The organism is Pseudomonas sp. GW822-FHT02E03, from assembly GCF_058802325.1.
On the sequence record NZ_JBXAOA010000058.1, the window covers coordinates 1 to 23844 of the forward strand.

20 protein-coding genes and 1 pseudogene are annotated in these 23844 nt (G+C 60.2%); 9 read left to right on the forward strand and 12 right to left on the reverse strand.

The window, feature by feature from the left end:
- Positions 1-204: 204 nt before the first annotated feature.
- Complete coding sequence (locus AC1RQB_RS25950; RefSeq protein WP_063341670.1) at positions 205-2187, forward strand: pilus assembly protein TadG-related protein; 1983 nt, start codon at positions 205-207, stop codon at positions 2185-2187.
- Here the strand turns inward: AC1RQB_RS25950 and AC1RQB_RS25955 are convergent.
- Both AC1RQB_RS25955 and AC1RQB_RS25960 read right to left on the reverse strand, forming a co-directional pair.
- Positions 2157-4934: an ATP-binding protein gene (locus AC1RQB_RS25955; protein ID WP_063341669.1), complete on the reverse strand. Its 2778-nt coding sequence runs from the start codon at positions 4932-4934 to the stop codon at positions 2157-2159. The two genes, AC1RQB_RS25950 and AC1RQB_RS25955, sit on opposite strands and share 31 nt — an antisense overlap.
- Positions 4931-5371, reverse strand: coding sequence for a TadE/TadG family type IV pilus assembly protein (locus AC1RQB_RS25960; protein WP_007907464.1), 441 nt, complete (start codon positions 5369-5371; stop codon positions 4931-4933). The genes AC1RQB_RS25955 and AC1RQB_RS25960 overlap by 4 nt, the downstream gene beginning before the upstream one ends.
- 75 nt (positions 5372-5446) lie before the next feature.
- On the opposite strand from AC1RQB_RS25960, the gene AC1RQB_RS25965 reads away from it, so the two are divergent.
- From AC1RQB_RS25965 to AC1RQB_RS25975, 3 genes are all read left to right on the forward strand, one after another.
- Complete coding sequence (locus AC1RQB_RS25965) at positions 5447-5917, forward strand: prepilin peptidase (RefSeq protein WP_008069076.1); 471 nt, start codon at positions 5447-5449, stop codon at positions 5915-5917.
- A gap of 113 nt (positions 5918-6030) precedes the next feature.
- Positions 6031-6819 (forward strand): response regulator transcription factor, encoded by a 789-nt coding sequence (locus AC1RQB_RS25970; RefSeq protein WP_063341668.1) that lies wholly within the window; start codon positions 6031-6033, stop codon positions 6817-6819.
- A 766-nt stretch (positions 6820-7585) separates the two neighbouring features.
- A complete protein-coding gene (locus tag AC1RQB_RS25975; RefSeq protein ID WP_063341667.1) occupies positions 7586-7963 on the forward strand; it encodes a DUF6124 family protein in 378 nt (125 codons plus the stop codon).
- A gap of 161 nt (positions 7964-8124) precedes the next feature.
- Here the strand turns inward: AC1RQB_RS25975 and AC1RQB_RS25980 are convergent, their stop codons facing one another.
- The 5 genes from AC1RQB_RS25980 to cpaB form a co-directional block, all read right to left on the reverse strand.
- The gene (locus tag AC1RQB_RS25980) at positions 8125-9015 is read right to left on the reverse strand and encodes a type II secretion system F family protein (RefSeq protein ID WP_063341666.1); all 891 of its coding nucleotides are present in this window, start codon (positions 9013-9015) and stop codon (positions 8125-8127) included.
- A complete protein-coding gene (locus tag AC1RQB_RS25985; protein WP_063341665.1) occupies positions 9012-9896 on the reverse strand; it encodes a type II secretion system F family protein in 885 nt (294 codons plus the stop codon). The genes AC1RQB_RS25980 and AC1RQB_RS25985 overlap by 4 nt, the downstream gene beginning before the upstream one ends.
- Before the next feature lie 10 nt (positions 9897-9906).
- Positions 9907-11187, reverse strand: coding sequence for a TadA family conjugal transfer-associated ATPase (locus tag AC1RQB_RS25990; RefSeq protein ID WP_063341664.1), 1281 nt, complete (start codon positions 11185-11187; stop codon positions 9907-9909).
- Positions 11184-12389: a CpaE/TadZ family protein gene (locus AC1RQB_RS25995; RefSeq protein WP_008069704.1), complete on the reverse strand. Its 1206-nt coding sequence runs from the start codon at positions 12387-12389 to the stop codon at positions 11184-11186. The genes AC1RQB_RS25990 and AC1RQB_RS25995 overlap by 4 nt, the downstream gene beginning before the upstream one ends.
- 89 nt (positions 12390-12478) lie before the next feature.
- The gene (gene cpaB / locus AC1RQB_RS26000) at positions 12479-13408 is read right to left on the reverse strand and encodes a Flp pilus assembly protein CpaB (protein ID WP_207267220.1); all 930 of its coding nucleotides are present in this window, start codon (positions 13406-13408) and stop codon (positions 12479-12481) included.
- A gap of 325 nt (positions 13409-13733) precedes the next feature.
- On the opposite strand from cpaB, the gene AC1RQB_RS26005 reads away from it, so the two are divergent.
- Entirely contained in the window at positions 13734-13931 is a 198-nt protein-coding gene (locus AC1RQB_RS26005; protein WP_063341663.1) for a Flp family type IVb pilin, read from the forward strand.
- Positions 13932-14015: 84 nt separating this feature from the next.
- A complete protein-coding gene (locus AC1RQB_RS26010) occupies positions 14016-14417 on the forward strand; it encodes a response regulator (protein ID WP_063341662.1) in 402 nt (133 codons plus the stop codon).
- Positions 14418-14603: 186 nt separating this feature from the next.
- Here the strand turns inward: AC1RQB_RS26010 and AC1RQB_RS26015 are convergent, their stop codons facing one another.
- Together AC1RQB_RS26015 and AC1RQB_RS26020 are read right to left on the reverse strand one after the other, a co-directional pair.
- Positions 14604-15458, reverse strand: coding sequence for a MaoC family dehydratase (locus AC1RQB_RS26015; protein WP_063341661.1), 855 nt, complete (start codon positions 15456-15458; stop codon positions 14604-14606).
- 2 nt (positions 15459-15460) lie between these two features.
- Positions 15461-16813: a 3-oxoacyl-ACP reductase gene (locus AC1RQB_RS26020; protein WP_063341660.1), complete on the reverse strand. Its 1353-nt coding sequence runs from the start codon at positions 16811-16813 to the stop codon at positions 15461-15463.
- Between the two features lie 271 nt (positions 16814-17084).
- Here AC1RQB_RS26020 and AC1RQB_RS26025 point away from each other — a divergent pair, with 271 nt between their 5' ends.
- Positions 17085-18362: an acetyl-CoA C-acetyltransferase gene (locus tag AC1RQB_RS26025; RefSeq protein WP_063341659.1), complete on the forward strand. Its 1278-nt coding sequence runs from the start codon at positions 17085-17087 to the stop codon at positions 18360-18362.
- A 14-nt stretch (positions 18363-18376) separates the two neighbouring features.
- Here AC1RQB_RS26025 and AC1RQB_RS26030 read toward each other — a convergent pair whose 3' ends face one another.
- Positions 18377-19405 carry a bile acid:sodium symporter family protein gene (locus AC1RQB_RS26030; protein WP_063341658.1) on the reverse strand — a complete coding sequence of 343 codons (1029 nt, stop codon included), beginning with the start codon at positions 19403-19405 and terminating at the stop codon, positions 18377-18379.
- An 83-nt stretch (positions 19406-19488) separates the two neighbouring features.
- Between AC1RQB_RS26030 and AC1RQB_RS26035 the strand changes: the two genes are divergently transcribed.
- On the forward strand, positions 19489-20280 hold the full coding sequence (locus tag AC1RQB_RS26035) for an AraC family transcriptional regulator (RefSeq protein ID WP_063341657.1): 792 nt from the start codon (positions 19489-19491) through the stop codon (positions 20278-20280).
- Positions 20281-20408: 128 nt separating this feature from the next.
- On the opposite strand, the gene AC1RQB_RS26040 is transcribed toward AC1RQB_RS26035, so the two are convergent.
- Positions 20409-21176, reverse strand: coding sequence for a methyl-accepting chemotaxis protein (locus AC1RQB_RS26040; protein ID WP_371858212.1), 768 nt, complete (start codon positions 21174-21176; stop codon positions 20409-20411).
- A 90-nt stretch (positions 21177-21266) separates the two neighbouring features.
- Positions 21267-22355 (reverse strand): annotated as a pseudogene (locus AC1RQB_RS26045) (cache domain-containing protein); the annotation flags it as partial.
- A 445-nt stretch (positions 22356-22800) separates the two neighbouring features.
- Here AC1RQB_RS26045 and AC1RQB_RS26050 point away from each other — a divergent pair.
- Positions 22801-23694, forward strand: a complete 894-nt coding sequence (locus AC1RQB_RS26050) for a PA4780 family RIO1-like protein kinase (protein ID WP_063341656.1) — start codon at positions 22801-22803, stop codon at positions 23692-23694.
- Positions 23695-23844 lie beyond the last annotated feature (150 nt).

Below are 23844 nucleotides of genomic sequence, written 5' to 3' on the forward strand. Positions count from 1 at the left end.
CCCCCACCCCCCCCCCCCCCCCCCCCCCCCCCCCCCCCCCCCCCCCCCCCCCCCCCCCCCCCCCCGCTCCCACATAAACCCATTCCCACATTGAGTTTTTGTTGTCTTGGATGGCGAGTTGCCAGCAATCTGGCCAACCCTTGTCTACACTGCTTCTCACCAATGGAGGTAGCCCTCGGCAGTGCGCCGGCAAAGGAGTGCGCCATGTCTCCCTGCTTGCAGTTTCGTAGCCCGGCCCGGCAACGGGGAGCGATCGGTTTGATGGGAGTGCTGACCCTGGGCATGGCCTTGGTGTTCTTGCTGGTCGTGGTCGATAGCAGCCGCCTGTACCTGGAAAAACGCAGCTTGCAACGGGTGGCGGATATGGCCGCGCTGGAGGCTGCCACGCGTAACGGTGATTGCGCCGTGGGTGCCACCGCTACCGCCTATGCCACCGCCAGTGCAAACCGCAACGACTTCTCCCTTCCTGACTCCACCCGCAGCTTGGCGGTAGCCTGTGGCACCTTGAGTCTGGACGCCAATAATCTTCGGGTTTTTACGGCTGATCCGAGCAGCAGCGAAGCCATTCGGGTGAGCGTCAGCCATCCGATCCAGCAAAGTGTCGCCGGCGGCATCGGCGCCCTGTTCGGCGGTCCTCCAGCCGGTGCGACCCTCAACCTGACCGCGACCGCCGTCGCAGCGTTGCCACCTCCGCTGGCATCGCTGACCATTCGCAGTACGGTGCTGAGTATCGATGCCAGCAAGTCGGCCACGCTCAATGGACTTTTCGGTGGTTTGTTGGGCGGCAATCTGAACCTCTCCGTGGCGGGTTGGGAGGGGTTGCTGAACACCAACATCAGCCTGCTCGGTTACCTCGATCGATTAAAGGTCGACCTAGGCCTCAACGCCGCCGGGTATAGCCAGGTGTTGGGCACTTCGGTGGCCGTCAGCCAGTTGATCCAGACGGCCGTCAATGTGCTGGACCCCGGCGGCACTCTCGGCGCGACGGCGACCATCGTCGGTCTGCAAGCACTCAAGGTTGCCGCAGGCTCCACGACCGTGGTGCTGGGCAATTTGTTGCACGTCGAGAATGGCAGCAACATGTTGGCGTTCGCGACTAACGTGAGCGTGTTCAACCTGATCGAAGGCATCGTGCAACTGGCCAACAAGAAAAACGGTCTGGTGGCGACGCTACCGATCAATCTGGCGGGGCTGGCGCAAATCACGGCTCGAGTGCAGGTCCTGGAGCCGCCACAACTCTCGGCAATCGGCAACCCGAAAAACGCGGCGCTGGATCCACTGGGCCCCAATCGGATCTACGTGAGAACCGCGCAGGTTCGCACATTGCTGTCGATCGACTTGCCGGCACTCGACGCCATCGTGGCGCTGGTCAATGCGGTAACCGATCTGGCAGGACCGCTGACCAACACCCTCAACGCGTTGCTCAATCTCAACCTGGTGGCGGTGCTCAATTCACTGACTTGTGCCTTGGGCGTGCCCTGCCAGACACCCGACATCAAGTTGTTGCCGGGGCCAATACGGCTCGACGTGGCGCTGGAGGTCGCCAGCGCCAGCAGTTACGTCACGGCCTACAGCTGCGTCAGTAACACCAACAAAACCCTGACCACCAACACCAGTACATCGCTGGTGAACCTGAAAATCGGCCGGATCGATGCGGCCAGTATGTTCGGCAGCAACACCACGCCGCCAGCGGTCACGGTGCAGCCGTTGAAGGTGATCGATATCGGGATCAAAACCTGTCGCAGGCTGCTGTTCTTGCCCATCACCTGCGATCCGCGTGTGCCCGGCGTCGGTGGCGGCATCGATATCGTTGCCGACACCAGCGTGGCGGCGAACGCCAACATTTCCCACGTTTACTCCGCACCACCCGCCAGCAGCCTGCCGGAAATCAATCAGCCACCGTTCTACTACTCGTTCACCACCAGCAGCATCGTCAGCAGTCTGCTCAATACTCCGCTTAATATTCACGTGGACATGTATGGCCCGTCGGGCAGTCTCGTCAGCGGTCTGGGGACGATCCTGAGCAGCGTCACTACCTTGCTGGTCAGCGCGATCAACAGCGTGCTTAGCCCGTTGCTCGACAGCTTGATCAACACCTTGCTGTTAAGCCTGGGGATCGATTTGAACAAGGTCGACGTCGGCGCCAATCTCAGTTGTCACTCGGGGCGTGCGACGCTGGTGATCTGATCACCTGTGACAATCGGCAACTCGATACAAAACCGCGCGCCCTCGGTCGAGTTTCTTACACTCAACTTACCGCCCATGTTTTCGACGATGCCGTAACTCACCGACAACCCGAGCCCGGTGCCGATGCCCACCGGTTTGGTGGTGAAGAACGGTTCGAAAATCCGCTCCAGCAGCCGTGGATCGATACCGCCGCCGTTATCCTCGACCCACAGTCGCACCGAGTGTTCATCGCGTTCGGCATACACCGAAATCCACGGTTTGAACTCCCGGTCGGCCTCGCGCTTACTCAGCAGCGCATCCCTTGCATTGACCATCAGATTGATCAACACCTGTTCCAGCTGATCGACGTAACCGCGCACCTGCACCTCGAATCCGGTCTCGCTGATCCGCAGTTCGACGCCTTTGCCACGCATGCCTTCAGACAGCAGAGACAGCGTGCCCTCGATGGCTTGAGCCGGATTGAACGGGTGTTGCTCGATCTCCGAACGCCGACCGAATACCCGCATGTGATCCACCACCCGCGCGGCACGCTGGACTTGAGCGTCGATGCGGTTGAGCTTGTCGGTCAGGTAATCGATTTGCGCATCACCATTGCTCAGACGCTTGAGCAGATTGACGATGGCCATGCGCATCACGTTCAGTGGCTGGTTGATTTCATGGGCCAGCCCGGTGGCCATTTCGCCGAGGGTGGCCATTTTCGCGCTCTGGGTGAGCTGTTGCTGGGCACGCCGGACTTCGGTGTTGTCACGGCCCACGGCTTGAATCTCCAGCAAGCGACCCTGCTCGTCGAACACCCCGCGATCCGACCAGACCCACCAGGCGTGTTCCCGTCCCGGCAGTTGCAGGTTGATTTCCGCAGTACTGACCGGGAACTCCGGGCTCAGTCGACTGAGCCGATGGAGGAATGCTTCGCGCTGTTCCGGCGACATCCAGCTGCCCAGGTTCACCCCCGGCAGCTTCTCGGGCTGGCATTCCAGATAGGTCGCCAGCGGGCGGTTGCCAAAGGTCAACGTCAGGTCTGGAAGATAGCGACAAATCATCGCCGGGGAATCTTCCACCAGGATCCGATAGCGCTCTTCACTCTGTTTTACTTGCTCGGCGGCCAGGGTCGCTTCGGTGACATCCAGCCACAGCCCTACGGCTTCCACTGGGAGCCCGAGGTCGTCGCGCAGCAGTTTGGCTTCGTCGAGCAGCCAGTGGTAATCGCCGCGACTGTCGCGTAGCCGATAACGGGCACGCACCGAACCTTCGCGCAGCAGTTGCCGGGTGCGCTCGAAATAGCCGTCGCGGTCCTCGGGGTGGACCCGTTCCACCAGCGCGCCGGCGGCGCAATCGGCAAGCGACCAACCGAGCAGCGGCAACAGGCTGTCGCTGAAAAATGTCGGTTGCAGCGCACCTTCGACATAGCGCTGTACGTAGATCACCGCCGGCGAACTGGCAATCAGGTTGTCCAGCCGGGCATGGGCGGCAGCGGCGTTCTGCTCCTGATTTTTGATGTCGCTGATGTCGAGCATGAAACCCACCAGCCGCCGGTTTCTGCCGATGCCCAGGGCCTGACCTTGCAGTCGATACCAGATCGGCGTTTGTGCCGCGTCGGGGCGATGCAGGCGTACGCACAGCAGCAACGGCGCGCCTTCATCTTGCAAGGTTTGCAGGCGAATCGTCAGCTCTTCACGGTCGGCGGGGTGGATCTGTTCGAGCCAGTCGTGCAGCGGCAAACGAGTGCTCGCAAGGTTCAGCATGCTTGCCAGCGACGGTGCCAATTGCACCTCGGCGGTGTCGCTGAAGACCTCCCACCAGCCGGTGCCGAGCAAGGCTTGCAGAGACTCCAGCCGCTCCAGTTGCAGATGGTGCTGATGCTCGCGCAAGCGTTCAAGCAGCGGGCCGGCCAGGGCGGCGGTGAGTTGCAACCAGTCGCGTTCGCTCAGGTCCGGGGCACGCTGTTGCACCGGGTAGAAACCACAGAGCAACCAGGCCTCCACGCCCAGGGCATTGTGGTAAGGCACCGCGAACCCTTCGGCATTGCCGAAGATGCCTTGCAGGCGCGGGTGTTCGCTGGGAATCAGTTGCTGAGGGGCGGAGCCATTCAAACTGTCGAGACCGGTGCCCAGGCGTTGATCGATTTCCCACAACAGTGGCGCATCGAAGGCCGCGTAATGCTGGTGAATCAGCCAACCCTCGGCCTGTTCATCGAGCAAAGCCATGGCGATGCAGGGGATCTGAAAGCGCTGGGCCAGACCTTGCAGTTGCTCCGCCAGCACCTCGGGCAAGCGCGTCAGGCTGCACAGGCGCAACTGTTCGCTGACCTGCGCCGCGAGCAACTGGCATTGTTCACGGCTGCGCGCTTGTCGACGTTCGAGCAGCAGGTCGCCGATGTCGATCAACTGCAACAGCCAGTTTTCGCCCAACGGCTGCACCCAGCCACGCAGATGCAGCGGTTGTTCGCCGAGGCTGAAAAAATCCAGGTCCAGGCTTTGTCCCTGCCACTCGGCGGGCGCGCCTTCGACCGACAGGCCGCTATGGGGCATGAGGTAATCGAGCAGATGCGGTGCCTGTGCGCCGGGCATTTGTTGCGCCAGCAGATGCCGCAGCGGGCCGGTCAGCTGAGTCACTCGGCCTTCGTCATCCAGATGCAGCTGCAAACCGACACGTTGCACGCTCGGAGGGCTCGCAGGGTCAGCACTGATCGAGGGCTGCTGCGGTTGGCGATTGAGCAGGCGCCCGAAGAGCTTGTCCCCGGAACTCAAAATTGCAGGCTCGAGCGGGCGGTAAGGGTCGCCGGCAGATTGGGCACCGAGCCGATCCCCGGCAGCACCAGGAACGGCAGCACCTGATTCAGTTTACTGGTGGGGTAATTGATGGTGACCGTCAGCACGCCACCGATATAGGTGGCACTGGCGTCGGTGGCCACATTGAAGTTCAGCGCTGCGGGAATCCAGGCCAGTTGCCGGGTCAGTTCGGTGGTCGCTATGTTTCTGACGGCGGTGTCGTAATTGGCGGTGCTCGGGTCTAGCGCCACACTGCGGCGCACCGCTTCGGCCGTCGATTGATTGAACGATTGCATCAGCAACAGCGGCAGGCTGTAACTGACCAGACCATAAAACACGGCGAAAAAGATGATGAACACCAAGGCGAATTCAATCGCCACGGCACCTTTTTGTTTGCGGGGGAGGCCTGTTTTCATGAGTGCGTCTACCCTGACCATCACGACGTAGTATCAGCATAGAATCATTCAGCCAAAACGGACGTTTATTACCGGATGCAGAACTTTGTCCTACTTATCTGGCTGACGCTCTGCGCAGCACAGGATGTCCGAGAGCGGCACATCGCCAATGGCTTGACCCTTGGCGTGGGTGTATTGGCGCTGACGTATCTGTTGTGGACGGGCACCACATGGTTGGGGGCCGAGGCAGTGCAGGGCGGCTGGGCTTTGTTGTTGGCACTGGCCTTCACCTTGCCCGGTTATGCATTGAAACGTCTTGGGGCGGGCGACGTGAAACTGATGGCGACGCTGGGCCTTGCGACGGACGGTATGCACCTGCTCGGCGGCTTCATCGGCGCCGGATTGGCCAGTGCGTTCTGGCTGCTGTTGGCGCCAAGACTCTGGCTGTATATGGGGCAGGGGCTTAGGGATCGACTTCGTTACCTGGGGCCTGGAACGTCAAAAAAGCAGCCCTTTGCGCCGTTCGTATTGGTGGGCATGTTGCTTACTCTGGTCTGGCTGCATTAGTCGCCGGGCAATACTCGTTCTATGTACATAGTTGGAAAGTGCGTCTACTTTCAAAACAGTTGTTGTACAGCCTTCGGAAGTGGGTACAGGAACGATCAAGCCTGGAGTGACACGTGAACAAGCGTATCTCGGCAATAAAAGTCCTTGTGGTCGATGACGAACCATTGGTTGTCGAAGAACTGTGCGAGTTCATCGAGCGCAATGGTTATCGCTGTGTTCCTTGTCAGTCCGGCAAGCAGGCGATCGAGCGTTTCACTGAGTACGAGGATATCGGCCTGGTGCTCTGTGATTTGCAGATGCCTGACATGGATGGCATTCAACTCGTCCAGGCACTGCAACAGTTGTCCGGCAAACACCGGGCATTCGAGGCGATCATGCTCACCGGTCGCGCCGACAAGCAGGACGTGATCAAGGCCTTGCGCGCCGGGTTCGCTGACTACTATCAGAAACCGATTGATCTGGATGAGTTGCTCGAAGGTTTGCAGCGCCAGGAAGTGGTGTTGCAGGAGCGGCAGAAAAACCTGCAGTTGGGGCATTTGAGTCAGAAGCTGCATTACCTTTGTGAGTCGATCGACGAGCTGTATCAGGATCTGGACAAGGTTCGTCGGGGGCCGTCCCCTGTGCCTTTGTCGGATTCGGCTGGCGGTGCATTCAGTGAGGCGGAGCGGGTGGAGATGCCGGCGGTTTTCAATCAGCTGTCGCCGCGGCAGCTGGAGGTGGCGCGGTTGGTGGGCAAGGGGCAGACCAATTATCAGATCGCCTGTGAGTTGGGGATTACCGAGAACACGGTGAAGCTTTATGTGTCGCAGGTGTTGCGGTTGACGCATATGCATAATCGCACGCAAGTGGCGTTGGCGTTGTCGCCTGGTAATGCTGGTGTGCGGCGGCTTACTGCGCACTAGTCGAGTACGCTGATCAACTGTGGGAGCGGGCTTGCTCGCGAAGGCGGCCTGACAGCCGACCAATCCATGGCGGGTGTACACAGCCCATGTAGGAGCTGCCGAAGGCTGCGATCTTTTGATCTTGGCGGCCTGGCAGCCGACCAATCTCTCTCAGACATACGCCAACCCACTTGTAGGAGCGAGGCTTGCCCGCGAAGGCGGTCCGACATTCAACATTGATGTCGACTGACACGCCGCTTTCGCGAGCAAGCCCGCTCCCACAATTGAATCGTGTGCAACTGCAAGAGATTGGTTGGCTGTCAGGCCACCTTCGCGGGCAAGCCTCGCTCCTACGAGATCGCCATTGGCCTTTCAAGTGCGGTTTGACAGCCGACCAATTTCCCCCGGATGTACGCCGACCCTGTGGGAGCGGGCTTGCCCGCGATGGCTGCCTCACAGGCAACTATGTTTATAGATCGGTAAAAACATCAGAACCTTCCCACATGTTTTTCAGGTTGCCCGTCGGACGCTGCGTCTCTAGCCTTTGGCCGTCGCTGACAATTCAGCGTCCGGGCGTCGCGGCTCGATTCTTGAGGCATAATCGCTCCACCGAACAACAACACTTTTGGGTGTCTGTCGTTTCGTGTCATGGCGTCTGTGCGCGGGATACCTTCGGGTATGCCGAGATATGCCTCTGGGATCGGTCCGCGAACCCGCGTACAGCTGCCACCCCAAATTGCATCGCGGCAATTTGGAAGTGGCTCCATTTCATCCCAGAGGTGTAATCATGTTCAAAGCAACCCCAAATCCCCCAGAAACCGACAACGTTTCCCCCTACGAATCCCTCGATTCCAAAAAATTCCACGACGCCGCTAACCGCGCGCTCGACCACTACCTCAACCCCTCTGCCCTCAAAGCCCCCGTGGCCCGCAAACCGAGCACGATGTACATGGTTGCGCCGGATATCAAAGACGAAGACCTGTTGGCCCACACCTGTGAATCGTTGGCCCAGGCCAGTGTGATGGCGAGTGATTTTGCGGGGTATCTGGAAGGGCCGCACCGGCACACGGCGATGGCGATTCAACAGATCGTCATGCTGGCAGAACTGGCGGTGAACCGGATGCTGGATAACGTTTCCGTACCAAAACCTGCGCCACACAGCTAATCCCCTGTAGACGCGAACTGTGGCGAGGGAGCTTGCTCCCGCTTGAGTGCGCAGCACTCACAAGATCTTTGGTACATCAGAGATTTTGGGGCCGCTACGCAGCCCAGCGCGAGCAAGCTCGCTCGCCACAGGTCGCTCCTACGGGATCGTCGCTGTGCCTTTCAATGATGAAAGGCCCGGGCCAATGCGCTGAAGCTGGGGCCAGCCAGTACGATCAGCAGCGCCGGGAACAGAAACAACATCATCACCACAGACATTTTCGCGGACATCTTGGAGATGTATTCCTGCAAGCGTGTCAGGCGCCGGTCATCGAGCAGCATTTTGAGCCCCAGCAGTGATTTCATGGCGCCGCCGCCCTGGTGGATCAATTGCTGAAGTATCACGCAGGTGTCGGTGAATTCGTCCACCGCCAGTAACTGGGTGGCCTTGTTCAGTTCTTCGCCCAGCTCCAGTCCGGAATCGACCCGGGTCAGTATCAGGCGCAGCTCATGGGTCAGGGCCGGCAGTAATTGTTTGCCTTCGATGCTCAGTACTCGCAGCGACTGCTCCACCGCCATGCCGGATTCGAACAGGATGCGCAGCAGCGGAATGAAGGTCGAAATCTCGATCGCCAGTTGTCTTTGCCGACGGGACGCGGCGGCGGCCAGCAAGCGTTTGGGCAGCAAATAACCGAGGGCGGTGGCGAAAGCCGGGGTGATCCAGTGGTTGTTCACCTGCGGGAAGAACACGCTCTGGATCAACAGACTCAGGACCAACGCAAGCACCGGTATGCCGATCTGGCAGGCGGCGAACAGCGAGCGTTGCCGGGCGCTGCGCCAGCCGAGGCGGTTGAGCAATATTTGGGTTTCGTTGTCCAGTTTGACCGAGCGTTGACCGATACGGCTGTTGCCCAGCGCTTGCAACCAGTGACTGACGCGATGGTCGTTCAGCGGTTTGCCGTCCAGTCGTTGAGCCACTTGACGAGCCCGCCGATGTTGGTCCAGCAGCCCACTGAGCAGCAACAGCGTGGCCGCCAGAAACAACAGTGCGCTGATCAGCAGGGCTATTTTCATACGCTGCGCAACATGCGCCACAGCGCCAGGCAACCCACCACCTGCAGGCCAAACGCGGTCGCGAGCATCATTTGCCCCGAGCTGCTGTTCCACATGGCGAGCAGGTACTTCGGATTGGACAGCAAGAAGTAGCCGGCGAGCCCCACAGGCATCAGGGCCAGCACCATCGCCGTGATGCGGGTTTCGCCCGTCATGGCGCGCAGTTGGCGCGCAGCCTGGTCGCGTTCACGGACCATTTTGATCAGGTTCTCAAACAGCTCACTGGCATTACCGCCGTAGCGGTGATTGACCTTCAGGCCCAGCGCAAACAATCGAAACTCGTCTTTCTCGTACAGTTCGGCGAAGTCCGTGACAGCGTCAGGCAGGCTGACGCCCAGGTGCACATTGCGCTGAACCCGGCCCATGGCGTTTTTCAGTGGGTCTTCGGCGGCGTCGATGGCGACCAGCACCGCATCGGCCAGGGTGCGTCCGGACTTCAGACTGCGCACGGTGTGATCAAGCAACGGCGGCAGTTGTTCGATCATGCGCTTGAGCCGGCGCTGATAGCACCAACTGATGTACAGCCGCAGAGCCAGAGGTGGCATCAGCAACAACGCCAGCAAACCGATCCAGCTGGCGAGGGCAAACCCGAGCAAAATGCCCACGGCCCAGAGCAACAGCCACAACCTCAGGCGCTCGGTGGGACGACCGAGGCCGGCGCGTAGAAAGGCCCGTTCCAGACCAGCCCAGGATGATTTCGCCACCGCCAGTTGCGGTTGTCCCTGCATCAAGCGACCGAGGGTTCGATCGATGCCGGTCTGGCGCAGGCCGTTGTAGAACAAACGGATCGACAAACCCAGCAACGTCAGGCAAATCAGGATGAGCAGCGCCGGTTTGAGCATGCCGTGATCCTTAGTGCGATAAGGGAGAGAGCGCCGATTCGCGACGCAGCTTTTCGCCGGCGGGGTTGACCGCCTCGCGCAGAAAACCGAAACCGGTGCGTCGATCAAACTTGAATAGCGTATTGGTCACATACACGTCATCACGAATACCCACGACCTCCACCACTTCGCTGACGCAGCGGCGGCCATCGGGCAGGCGCGTCAACTGGATCACCACGTCCAGCGCGGCACAGATCATTTGCCGCAGCGTGCGCTCAGCGATGGTGCGGCCGGTCAGGCCCACCAGGGTCTCCAGGCGCAATAGCGCATCCTGGGCGTTGTTGGCGTGCACGGTGCTCATGGAACCGTCATGCCCGGTGTTCATCGCGGTGAGCACGTCGACCACTTCGACACCGCGAATCTCGCCGAGGATGATCCTGTCCGGGCGCATCCGCAGCGCGTTGCGAATCAGATCGCTGGCCTTCACTTCGCCGTGGCCTTCGGCATTCGGCGGTCGGGTTTCCAGGCGTACCACGTGAGGATGGCCCAGTTGCAGCTCGGCGACGTCTTCGATGGTGACCAGGCGTTCGTGAGGGGCGATCAACTGGCTGAGAATGTTCAGCAACGTGGTCTTGCCGGTGCCGGTACCGCCGCTGACAAGGATGTTGCAGCGCTTGCCCACGGCCTCCTGAATAAACTCAAAGATCGCCTGATCGATGGTTTGCATCGCCATCAGATCGGAGCTTTTGAGCATGTCCTTGCGGAATTTTCGAATCGACAGGCACGGGCCATCGAGGGCAATGGGCGGGATGATTGCATTGACCCGGCTGCCATCGGGCAAACGCGCATCGACCATCGGTGAAGACTCGTCGAGCCGTCGGCCCAGGGGCGCGAGAATCCGTTGCATCACCCGTTCGACGTGGTGGTCGTCGATGAATCGCAGGTCACTGAGGTGCAACACACCCTCGCGTTCGACGAACACCCGGTGCGGGCCGTTGACCAGAATTTCGGTCACCGTCGAATCACGCAGCAACACCTCCAGGGGGCCGAAACCGGTGAGCTCGTCGACAATTTCTTCGGCCAGTCGCTCCATCTCATAACGGGAAATCGCCAGGTGCAGACGAGCGATGTACTCGGCGACTTTGTCGATGACGAACTGCGACAGCATTTGCCGCGAACCTTCCAGCAGGTTTTTTCCGGACTCTTCGATGGCGTCGATGATGTAGCGGTGCAGCACCAGTTTCAGGCCTTCGTGGTCGGTATTGCCGGCCGGCCCGTGGGAGGGGGCGCCGAAAAGTTTTTCCCCGCTCATGGCGCGCCCCTCAATCGGTCGAACCAGCCAGCCTTGGGTTTGTCCAGGTCTTCGGAGCGTTTGGCCAGTCGTTCGCCGAGGGCGCGCAGGCTTTGGGTCAGGTTTTCGCGCGGGGCCAGCTCGAACAGGCTCACCCCCTGATTCTTGGCGTTGAGCCGTACTTCCGGGCTGTAGGCAAGGACCGCGATAACCTCCATGCCAAAGCTTTTGCTCAAGGTATCGGAGTCTGGCGCGACGTTGCGCAGATAGCGGTCCACCAGCAACCTGGCGTGGTCGAGCTTGAGGCCTTTTTCGCGCCAGCGGCCGAGCACCTCAAGGTTGCGTCGGCAGTCGAGCACATTCTGATCGGTGTACCACAGCAACTTGTCGCAATGGCTGACGAAGGTACGCAACGCCTCGCTGTCCGACTGGCCAGTGAGGTTCACCACGATGTGCTGGAAATGCTGACGCAAGGCGCTGAGCAGCATGTACAGCTCGGCGGCACTGGTCTGTTCCAGCGGTTCGTCGTTGCTGGCGTAGGCGAGAATCCGCAGCCCGGCGTCACACGTGGTGAAGGCACTGTCGATCAGTGTCGCGTCCAGACGCCGCAGATGGCGCAACGCATCGCCAAAATGAAACGAGCTCTCCAGCCCCAGCAACGCAAGGCTGTCGCCACGCGGCAGGCCCAGGTCCAGCAACAGTGTCTGCTGGCCGCTCTTTTGCACCACGTGCGCCAGGTGGTTGGCGAGCAATGCGCCGTCGGCATTGCTCTGCGCACCGTAAAGCACGGTCAGGCCACCCTGTTGACTCTGTTGCATATTCGGCGTCACGGTCGGCAGGCGTTTGCTCAGGCGTCGCACCAGCCCGGCAACTTCACTGGAACGTGAACCGTAAGAAACGAAATCCCGCGCACCGGCGCGCATGGCATTGAGCACGAGTTGGTTGTCCATGCCGTCGCCCAAGGCAACGATTGCCAGCATCGGTTTGGCTTCCAGGGCACCCTCGATCAACGCGCTCTGGGCCACCACATGCTCCCGGTCCAGACCCACGAACACCAGGCTGGCGAAGGTCACGTCCACCAGCGTCAAGAGTTCATCGAGGTTGCCGCCACCGGCGCTGATCACCCGGCCCAAAGGGGCAAGCGCACCTTGCAGCCACTCGAAGTCGGTGCTGTTGCGCGTGATCGCGAGGAACGTCTGGCTCAGGTTCTGGGGTTGGCTCATAGCGATAATCCGCCGCGTTTATCGAAGTGGCCGTTGTCGAGGAAGTACCGCGTGAAGCGTCTGCGCATGGAGAAGCGTCCTCGCTGGATTCAGTGCGTTTGTTGGGTGACTTCATTGCCGCGGATGACTTCCACGCTCGACTTGCGCGGTGCTGCGCCGCCAGTGGCGGGTTTGGGTGTGCCGACCAGGGCCAGTTGACTGAACTGCACCAGTTCGCGATTGACACTGGCCAGGCTCGCCTTTGAATCGCGGTTGCCGGCCCAGTATTGGTTCAGGCGTTTTTCTTCGGCGCTGCGCACGGCCAGGCGCAAAACCCCGACCTGAGCCGCGAGCATCAGGCGACTCAAGAGGGGTTCGGGGACCGCAAGCAAAACGGTGCGAGCGTTGGCGCGCAGTTGGTCTTGCTTGAGTCGCTCCTCGTGACTGCGCGCCGGGTGGGCAGGCAGGCCATCGTTCATCAGCCCCAACTGGTCACCGACACCAAGCACCCGCAATGCCGGAATCACCACTTGGGCCGATTGCTGGAGGTTGTTGGTGTCCATGCGTAGAAACAGCAAGACGTCGACATAGTCGCCGGGGCTCAGCTGACCACCGACATTGACCACGTCATCCGCCGCCACGGCGAGGGCACGCTCATCGGGGCGGATCATTCGCGCCAGCGCACCGCCGGCTTCGAAACTTTCATCATTGAGCCAGCTGCCGGCAGTCAGCGTGCGCCAGGGCGTACGGCCAATGGCTTGATCGAGACGGGACAGGCTGCCGGCCGGGGCGGTACGGAGTTTCTCCAGCGTCACGTCGGCGGCGCTGATTTGCTCGAACGGTGCGATGTCACGCAGCAGAACAACCACTGGCTGGCGAGTCGGGTCGTCTGCCGGTGCCAGTATTGGGGCCGATGATGTGCCGGATTGCGCGACGGATTCGGGTGCCGGTTGGCGACTCAACGCCAGCCCCCAGTAACCGGCAATGATGGCGCCTACCAGAAACAGCCCGGCCAGGCCCATGGTGACGCGACTGTTCATGACGGCTCTCCCTTTCCTGCTGCGTAACGCCCCCCAAGAGTTCTAACGAGATGACTTCGCAATCAGGCAGCTACGAACATGGAACTATTTCGCTATTTGACGGTAGCGCAGGTAGAGCAAAAAGCCATTACAGGTCGGTAAATATCTGACAAAAGTAACGGACTGAAGCCAAAAGCACTGTTTTATGACGCCAGTGAACCGGTTACTACTTAAGTATTAATAGGTTCTTACAGTTGTTGGTCTGGGGTTTGCCGACAATGCTGATGCTGGCATAGGGGAATCATGTTGCGGCCGTGCAACACCCTCCTGTCATAGGAGACACGTCATGCCCTTTACTAAAGTGATTCAGAAGATCAAATCCGAATTCGTTTTTTACAGAGGTCTGGCCAAAGACACTGAAGGTGCTTCGGGTATCGAGTACGCGATTATTGCGGGTATGGTGGCCGTTGCGCTGGCAGCATTTGCGACACCCATCGCGACGAGTGTCACCGCCATGTTCACCACCATTTCAGCCGCGCTTTGATTTTAAGGCTGGCAATAGGTAGTCATTTGCCAATCCCGCAAAGGGCTTCTAACGTCAAGGCTTAGTCCATTGCAGGTGTTACCCATGAACGCTCCAGCGCTCCTTCGCCAACAGCTGCTTCTGGTCGACGATGAGGAGGATATGTTGCTGGAACTGGCGGAGTTGCTCGAGGGCGAGGGCTTTACTTGTTTTACGGCAACGTCGGTCAAACTCGCCCTTCATCATTTGACTTGTCACCCTGATATTGCGCTGGTGATTACCGATTTGCGGATGCCGGAGGAGAGTGGCATGTCGTTGATCAAGCGGTTGCGTGAGCATACGGCTCGTCAGCATTTACCGGTGATCGTGACGTCGGGGCATGCGGATATGGATGATGTGAGTGATATGTTGCGGTTGCAGGTGCTGGATTTGTTTCGCAAGCCGATTTATCACGTGCGGTTGTTGGAGACGTTGAATAATTTGTTTCCTGGGGTGGTCAGTTCCTGAGTCGGCCCCCTCGCCAATCCCCAGATGAAGAGCGGTATGAGGATTTTTGATCGTTCCCACGCTCTGCGTGGGAACGCCTCTACGGACGCTCTGCGTTCGGCTCTTGGGACGCGGAGCGTCCCGGGCTGCATTCCCACGCAGAGCGTGGGAACGATCAGACAGTGGAGCCGCGTATGTACCGGATAATCAGGCAACAGGCCGCCACTGCCCCACCATATGCTCAATCTCCCCCGTACCCATTAACTGAAAATCCCCGCTGGCCCCTGCCGCACTGGACATCAGCGTCACTTCACTGGGAAGGCGCACCGGTTTCCTGAACTGCACCGCAATCTCGACGTTGGCCGTCGGCAAATGATCGCTCAGGGCTGCCAGCGTACGTGCCTTGTTCCACAGGCCATGGGCGATGGCGCTAGGGAAACCGAAGAGCTTCGCGCTGATCGCACTCAGGTGGATCGGGTTGTAGTCGCCGGACACCTTGGCGTATCGGCGGCCAATGTCTGCAGGCGCTTTCCAGTGGGCCACTTCGGTCAGCAACAATGTCGATGCAAACGCTTCCTCCACAGGCTCGCCTTCCAGTTTGACGCCGCGACAGAGCATCTGGCTTTCCGCCTCCCACAGCACACCCAACTGATCGTCGAGCGTCGTCACCAAATCGAACGTCGCCCCCTTGGCATGAGGTTGCAGGTTCTGCACGTTCACGCTGACCCGCACCCGGTGCACACCGCCCATGGGGCGCAATACGCGGATGCGATTGCTCAAGTGAATCAGCCCCAACAGCGGGAACGGAAACGCTTTGGCGGTAAGCAATTGCATCTGCAAGGCAAACGCCAGGATGTGTGGATACGTCGGTGGTAGCAGCCCGTTGTCGGCGAAACCACAGACTTTTCGATAAGCCTCCAGGCGTTTCGGATCGACATTGACCCAGCAGTGATAACCCAAGTCGGGCAGCGTGGTGCCGGTGATTTTGCGGCGCGTTGCCGCCTTCACATACAGCGTTTGCAGGCCCGGTTCGCTATGGAGAGTGTGCCAGTCGGTGGTCATGGTCAGGCTCCCAAAACGCTTTGCCCGCAGACGCGCAACGCTTGCCCGGTAAACGCTCCGGTGCCCGGTTGCGCCAGCCAGGCCACGGCTTCGGCGACGTCTTGCGGCAGGCCGCCCTGGCCCAATGAACTCATGCGCCGCCCGGCTTCGCGCACGCCGAAGGGCAGGTGTGCAGTCATTTGGGTTTCGATGAACCCTGGCGCCACGGCATTGATGCTGATGCCGCGTTCACTCAGCAGCGGCGCCCAGGCCTGGGCCAGACCGATCAACCCGGCCTTGCTCGCGGCGTAGTTGGTTTGCCCGCGATTGCCGGCGATGCCGCTGATGGACGCCAGCAGGATCACTCGGCCGTTGTCGCGCAAGGTGCCGCTGTCGAGCAACGCCTTGGTCAGTACTTGCGGCGCGTTGAGGTTGACCGCCAGCACCGCGTCCCAGAATTCCGGGGTCATGTTGGCCAGGGTTTTGTCCCGGGTGATGCCTGCGTTGTGGATCACGATGTCGATGCCGTCGGGCAAGTGTTCGATCAGCTGTGTGGCGGCGTCTTCGGCGCAGATATCCAGCGTGATGCCGCGCCCGCCGAGGCGTGCGGCCAGGGCTTCGAGATCGGCTTTGGCCGGTGGCACGTCGAGCAGGATCACCTCGGCACCGTCGCGGGCCAGGGTTTCGGCGATCGAAGCGCCGATGCCGCGCGCCGCGCCCGTCACCAGAGCCTTGCGCCCTGACAAGGGGCGACTCCAGTCCATCACCTGCGCGTCACACGCCTTCAAGCGAATGACTTGTCCGGAAATGAACGCGCTTTTGGGCGAGAGGAAAAACCGCAATGGGCCTTCCAGTTGATCTTCGGCACCTTCGCCGACATAGATCAGCTGCAACGTGCCGCCGCTGCGCAGTTCCTTGGCCAGCGAACGGCTGAAACCTTCCAGGGCGCGTTGGGCACTGGCGGCGAACGGGTCGCTCAAGGTCTCCGGCGCCCGGCCAAGAATTACCAGGTGCGCATGATGATCGAGGTTTTTCATCAGCGGCTGGAAGAACTCGCGCAACTGTTTCAGCTGATCGACCTGCACCAGATCACTGGCGTCGTACACCACGGCTTTGAGTTTCTGGCCGTGGCCGGGAATCCACGCGCTGGCCAGGGTCGGATCGGTGCCGTAGCTGTAAATCGTGTCGGTCAGGCGGTTGGCGAGGGTGCTGACTTTTTCCGCCAACGGGCCACCGCCAATCAACAGCGCCCCCTCGATAGGCCGCAACCGGCCTGCTTGCCAGCGTTCCAGTCGTACCGGTGACGGCAGACCCAGGGCACCGACCACACGATGGCCGATGGACGAATTGGCGAAGTCGATATAGCGATCAGACATGGATCACGCTCCAGCAGCTGGGGTTAAAAGTGTGGACCAGGAATGGCAATTAGTCGTTCGATCCACGAGATACGGCCTACGCTTGAACATTGCAGGTTGGTTTGGGATTGGGTTTAGCAGGACTTTCAGGAAATGCAGCCCCCTGTGGGAGCGGGCTTGCTCGCGAAAGCGGTGTGTCAGTCAACGGAGATGTTGAATGGGCCGGCCCCTTCGCGAGCAAGCCCGCTCCCACAGGGTTTGGTGTTCATAGTTGATTAAAAGGAGCTTTTTCATGACTCAGCTGCGCCGCGTCGCGATTATCGGTGGTAACCGTATTCCCTTTGCCCGGTCCAACGGGCCGTACGCCACTGCCAGTAACCAGGCGATGTTCACCGCAGCGCTGGAAGGCCTGATCGAGCGCTATAACCTGCACGGTGTGCGCATGGGTGAAGTGGCGGCTGGAGCGCTGCTCAAGTATTTGCGTGATTACGGCCTGACCCGCGAATGCGTGCTTGGCTCGCGGTTGTCGCCGATGACGCCGGCCTATGACATCCAGCAAGCCTGCGGCACGGGGCTGGAGGCGACGTTGTTGGTGGCGAACAAAATCGCCCTGGGTCAGATCGAATGTGGCATTGCCGGCGGCGTCGACACTGCCTCGGACGTACCGATCGGGGTCAACGAAAGCCTGCGCAAGATCCTCCTGCAAGCCAACCGCGCCCGAAGCACCGCCGACAAACTGAAAACCTTCCTGCAACTGCGCCCCCGCCACTTGATGCCCGACTTTCCAAGCATCGGCGAGCCGCGCACCGGCCGGTCGATGGGCGAACACTGTGAAATGATGGCCCAAACCTGGAGCATCCCGCGTGACGAGCAGGATCAGCTGACCCAGCAAAGCCATCAGAAGCTGGCCGCGTCCTACGCCGAAGGTTGGCACAACGATTTGATGACGCCGTTCCTCGGCCTGACCCGGGACAACAACCTGCGCCCGGACCTGACCCTGGAAAAACTGGCCTCATTGAAACCGGCCTTCGAGAAAAGCGCCAAGGGCACCCTGACCGCGGGCAACTCCACGCCACTCACCGATGGCGCGTCGGTGGTGCTGCTGGGCAGTGAAGAATGGGCGAAAGAGCGCGGCTTGCCGATCCTCGCCTATTGGCGTGACGGCGAAGCGGCGGCGGTGGATTTCGTCAATGGCGCCGAAGGCCTGCTGATGGCGCCGGCTTATGCCGTGCCGCGGTTACTGGCGCGCAATGGCCTGACCTTGCAGGACTTCGATTACTACGAAATCCACGAAGCGTTCGCCGCGCAAGTGCTGTGTACGTTGAAGGCCTGGGAAGATCCGGCGTTCTGCAAAACCCGCCTTGGGCTCGACGCACCGTTGGGCTCCATCGACCGCAGCCGGCTCAACGTCAAGGGCAGCTCACTGGCCGCCGGGCATCCGTTTGCCGCCACCGGTGCGCGCATCGTCGCCAACCTGGCGAAGCTGCTGGACGCGGCCGGCAAGGGCCGAGGGTTGATCTCGATCTGCGCCGCGGGCGGTCAGGGCGTGACGGCAATTATCGAGCGCTGATTGCTGATTGCTGATTATTGGGGGTTGAGCACTGCCGCGCGTTGCTGCGCGGCCAGTTCCCGGTTGCGGTTGGCGTAACCCTCGGCCATCACCGAGCAGACGATCAGCTGCAACGGGTGATAGATCATGATCGGCAGCAGGATCAAGCCAAGGCCGGGGTTGGCACCGAAGATCAGCGCCGCCATCGGTGCGCCGGCCGCCAGGGATTTCTTGCTGGCGCAGAACACCGCGGCAATCTCATCGGCGGGGCTGAACTTCAGCGCGCGAGCGGTGCGGGTGGTCATCCACAGGATGATTGCCAGCAACATCGCACTGCCCAACAGCGCAGTCAGAATCACGCTGTTGCCCTGTTGCTGCCACATCCCCGACACCATCGAGTTGCAGAACGCCGCGTACACCAGCAGCAGGATCACCAGTTTGTCGGTGATGTTGGTGTAGCGCTTGTGCCGAGCGAAAAACTTGCCCAGTAACGGCCGCAGCAATTGCCCGAGCACCAGCGGCAATAGCAGCATGGCGCATAAATCGAGCAGGGTTGAGCCCAGATCAATGCCACCCGCGCCGCTGCCGACCACGAAACTCACCAGTAACGGTGTCAGAAAAATCCCCAGTACGCTGGACAAGCTCGCATTGAGAATTGCTGCTGGTACGTTGCCGCCCGCGCTACCGGTCAGGGCCACGGACGAGGAAATGGTCGAAGGCAGGGCGCAGAGGTAGAGGAAGCCGAGCATCAGCAGCGATGGAAGGTGCGAGCCCAGCAATTTGTCGCTCAGCAGCCAGATCAACGGAAACACCGCAAAGGTGAAGGCTTGAACCATCACGTGCAGCTTCCAGTTTTTCAGCCCGTGGCTGATTTGCTCACTGGAGAGGTTGACCCCATGGAGGAAGAACACCAGAAACACGCCGACGTTGATCACGTACTCCGCGTGCATCCCGCCGCCAATAGCACCGAAAGTCGGGAAGACATACGCCAGCAGCGTGGCGATCAGCATGCCGCACAAGAACCAGTCGGTGACCACGCGTTTGAGGTGTTTGAAGGCATGCATACCGGCACCGAATACGTTTGTAAGAATTGATGACTTAGCCTAACGTCGGCTCCATCAGCCGTCTTGCGACATAAGGCCAATCAATGCCGACTAACGGACAACTTTCCCTCGAACGCACCATCCCGGCACTGACGGCGTTGCCGCGTCCGGTGTATGCACGAGCGGAAAGTCTGAACGCCGGTTCGTGGACGTCGCCTCATCGTCACGATTGGGTGCAGTTTTCCTACGCCATCAGCGGCGTTCTTGGTGTGCATACCGCCGAAGGCAGTTTCTTTGCGCCGCCACAGTGGGGGATCTGGATTCCGGCGGATCTCGAGCATCAGGTCGTGACGTCGATGCGTGCCGAGATGCGCAGCCTGTACGTGCGCCGCGAGGACTGCCAATGGGCGGAGGGGCGTTGCCGGGTGCTGGAAGTCACACCATTGGCGCGGGAGCTGATCAAGCGTTTTTGTTTGTTACCGGTGGAATATCCACAGGGCGACAGCCAGGAAGCGCGATTGGTGGGCGTGCTGCTGGATCAGTTGGCGAGTCTGCCTGAGGTGGGGTTTTCCCTGCCGCTGCCCCGGCATGAACGTTTGCTGGGTTTATGCAACGAGCTGATCGACAGCCCTGAGCGCAATGCGACCTTACAAGAATGGGCCGAGCGTTTGGGCACGTCGGAGAAAACCTTGATGCGCTTGTTCCAGCGTGAAACCGGGTTGAGCTTCCGCGGTTGGCGCCAGCGCATACGGCTGCTGTCGTCGCTGAGTTTGCTGGAGGAGGGGAACAGCGTGACCAATGCCGCGCTGTCTTGCGGGTATGACTCGACGTCGGCGTTTATTGCGGCGTTCAAGGGGTTGTTCGGGTTTACCCCGGGGGAGCTGTTCAGGCAGTAACACCACCGGACCAATGTGGGAGCGGGCTTGCTCGCGAAGAGGCCATCAGATTCAACATCTCTGTTGGCTGATAGTCCGCTTTCGCGAGCAAGCCCGCTCCCACACTGGATCTGCGGTGTTCTTGGATATCAGGTCCTGAACCGTCGAACCAACCCATCCAGCTCATTCGACAACCCAGCCAGGCTCTGCGAGTCCAGTCGCGCCGAGTTCGCAAGTTCCGCCACCAACTGCGCATCGCCATGAATCTGGCTGATGTGGCGATTGATGTCTTCCGCCACTTGATGCTGTTGCTCCGCCGCCGTGGCGATTTGAGTGTTCATGTCGCGAATCACATCCACCGATTCACGAATTTGCCCGAAGCTGCTGCGCGCTTCGCCGATGCGGGTCACCGATTGCTGCGACACTTCCAGGCTCGCATGCATCTGCTGCGTCACCTGGCTGGTGCGCTTGGCCAGGTTGCCCAGCAGCCCGTCGATTTCCGCCGTGGAATCGGCCGTCCGTTTGGCCAGGGCGCGAACTTCATCCGCCACTACCGCAAAACCACGACCCTGTTCACCGGCCCGGGCCGCTTCGATGGCGGCGTTCAGGGCCAGCAGGTTGGTCTGTTCAGCGATGGAACGAATGGTCCCGAGGATCGACTGAATGTCGTTGCTATCGCGCTCAAGCTGTTGCATCGATTGCGCCGACTGTTCGATTTCCTGGCTCAAGCGATCAACACTGCTCACTGCGGCATCGATCTGCTGCTGACCTTCGCGCGCCTGGCGCTGGCCGCTGTCGGCCGACTCGGCGGCCTGGCTGCAGGAGCGTGCGACTTCGTTGGCGGTGGCGACCATTTCGTGGAACGCCGTGGACACCATGTCCACCGCTTCACGCTGGCGCCCGGCGGCTTCGGCCATGTCGCTGGACACCTGCGTCGAGCTCTGGGAGGTGGCGAGGATCTTGGTCGCGGCGCCGCCGATGCTCTGAATCAAATTGCGAATCGCCGTCAGAAACTGGTTGAACCAGTTGGCCAATTGAGCCGTTTCGTCGCTGCCACGGATTTGCAGGTTCTTGGTCAGGTCGCCTTCACCTTGGGCGATGCCTTCCAGACCACTGGCCACGCTGCGGATCGGCCGCACGATCAGGCTGGCGAAACTGGCGCCGACGATGGCGAAGAACACCGCCAGTACCGCCGCGATGATCGCGATCAGCCAGGTCAGTTGAGTGGCCGAGCTCATCACGTCGGTTTGCTTGATCAGGCCGATAAAGGTCCAGCCCAGTTGTTCCGACGGCCAGACGTTGGCCATGTAACGCTCGCCATTGAGCTCGACTTCTACCAGGCCTTTGCCGGCCTTGGCCAGTTGCGCGTAACCGTCGCCGAGACTGGTCAGGGCTTTGAAGTTGTTTGCTGGTTGCTTCGGATCGACCAGTACTGTGCCAGTGTTTTCCACCAGCATCAGGTAGCCGGTTTCGCCGAGTTTGATCTGTTTGACGATTTCGGTGAGCTGTTTGAGCGTCACATCAATGCTGACCACGCCGCCGTTGGTGCCCAGTTTGTTGTCGATGGTGCGCACGGTGCTGACGTAAGTCGCGTCATCCTGAGCCCAGTAATAGGCCTCGGTGCGAAACGGTTTGCCGGGTTTGGCCTGCGCGGCTTTGTACCACGGGCGCTGGCGCGGATCGTAATTGCTCAGCTTCGCATCGTCCGGCCAGGACACGTAACCGCCCGCCGCCGTACCGAGGATGGCGTAGGCGTAGGCCGGGTGGCTGTTGCCCAGGTCCTGAAGGAGGGCGAAAACCTTTTTGTCCGACTCGCCTTGGGGAATACTCTCGGCGTTGGCGCTCATGTAGGTCTTGAGGCTGTCGTCGGAGTTCTTGATCAGCGGTTGGGTGGCCAGGTAATCGACGTTCTGGCTGATGCCGTCAAAGAACAGTTGCATGGCATTGCTGACCTGACGAATCTCGCGGCCGCTGCCATCGACAAAATTATCCTTGGCATCGCTGCGCAAGTTCAGCACCACGAGGGTGGCGACCAGCACCACGGGCAAGCAGGCGATGATTGCAAACGCCCAGGTCAACTTCTGTTTAATGTTCATCCGCGCTCCAGTTTTTTCTTGTAGGCCCACGCAGTGCAGATGACTCGCGGATTATTGGCAGCCGAAAACGTTAGATACCCCGATCCTTGAGTGCGCCCTCGTTATCATTGTCGGGGCGATTGTCGGACAATTCCTTTTCTCTCTAATGACTTCGGCTGAGGAACGTGGAAATTGAGGCCTGTTGAGAAAAATCCGGCGAAGGGTAGGGATCTACGTGTCAGATTCTGTCGCAAATGCCCTTGTAGCCCTTCGTCAACAAGTGGCGCAGGCTCAGCTATGATCTTGAGCGGTCGATGAGTTGTGTCTGATTAATCCGGCACATTGTGTGCTTCTTGATGTTCATGGGAACGTTCATAGGTCGGCAACCCCTCCCGCGAATGAGTGGATTGCCGTATAACGAATGACTTTCGCGTGTTTGGTAATAAAGGACCCACAATAAAAGCTGATGAAGACTCCAAAACGCATTGAACCCCTGATCGAGGACGGTCTGGTCGACGAGGTGCTGCGCCCACTCATGAGTGGTAAAGAAGCAGCTGTTTATGTGGTGCGCTGCGGCAACGAGCTGCGTTGTGCCAAGGTCTACAAGGAGGCGAATAAACGCAGTTTTCGTCAGGCGGCCGAGTATCAGGAAGGCCGTAAGGTGCGCAACAGCCGACAGGCTCGAGCGATGGCCAAGGGCTCCAAGTTCGGCAAGAAAGAAACCGAAGACGCCTGGCAGAATGCCGAAGTGGCGGCGTTGTTCCGCCTGGCCGGTGCCGGTGTGCGAGTCCCCAAGCCGTATGACTTCCTCGAAGGCGTGCTGCTGATGGAGCTGGTGGCCGACGAGTACGGCGATGCCGCGCCGCGTCTGAACGACGTGGTGCTGGAGCCGGACCAGGCACGCGAATATCACGCGTTTCTGATTTCGCAGATCGTGCTGATGCTGTGTACCGGTCTGGTGCACGGTGACCTGTCCGAGTTCAACGTGCTGCTGACGCCAGCCGGCCCGGTCATCATCGACTTGCCTCAAGCGGTGGATGCGGCGGGCAACAACCACGCGTTCAACATGCTGGAACGGGACGTGGGCAACATGGCGTCCTACTTCGGTCGCTTTGCACCGGAGTTGAAACGCACCAAGTACGCCAAGGAAATGTGGGCGTTGTATGAAGCCGGCACCTTGCACCCGGCCAGTGTGTTGACCGGCGAGTTCGACGAGCCGGAAGAGCTGGCGGACGTCGGCGGGATCATGCGCGAGATCGAGGCGGCCCGTCTCGATGAAGAGCGCAAGCAAGCGATCCGCGCAGCGGACGACGCGCCACCGAGCAAAGCCGAAGAACCGCCTCCGCCCTGGATGCAGTGATCGGTTGACCTAAAACCCGGCTTCGGCCGGGTTTTTTGTACAGTGGATCATCGAATACCAAAACTTGGCGAGGATCCAATGTGGGAGCGGGCTTGCTCGCGAAGCAGGCGACTCGGTATTACTGATTCGACACTCAACCGCGCTAACCGC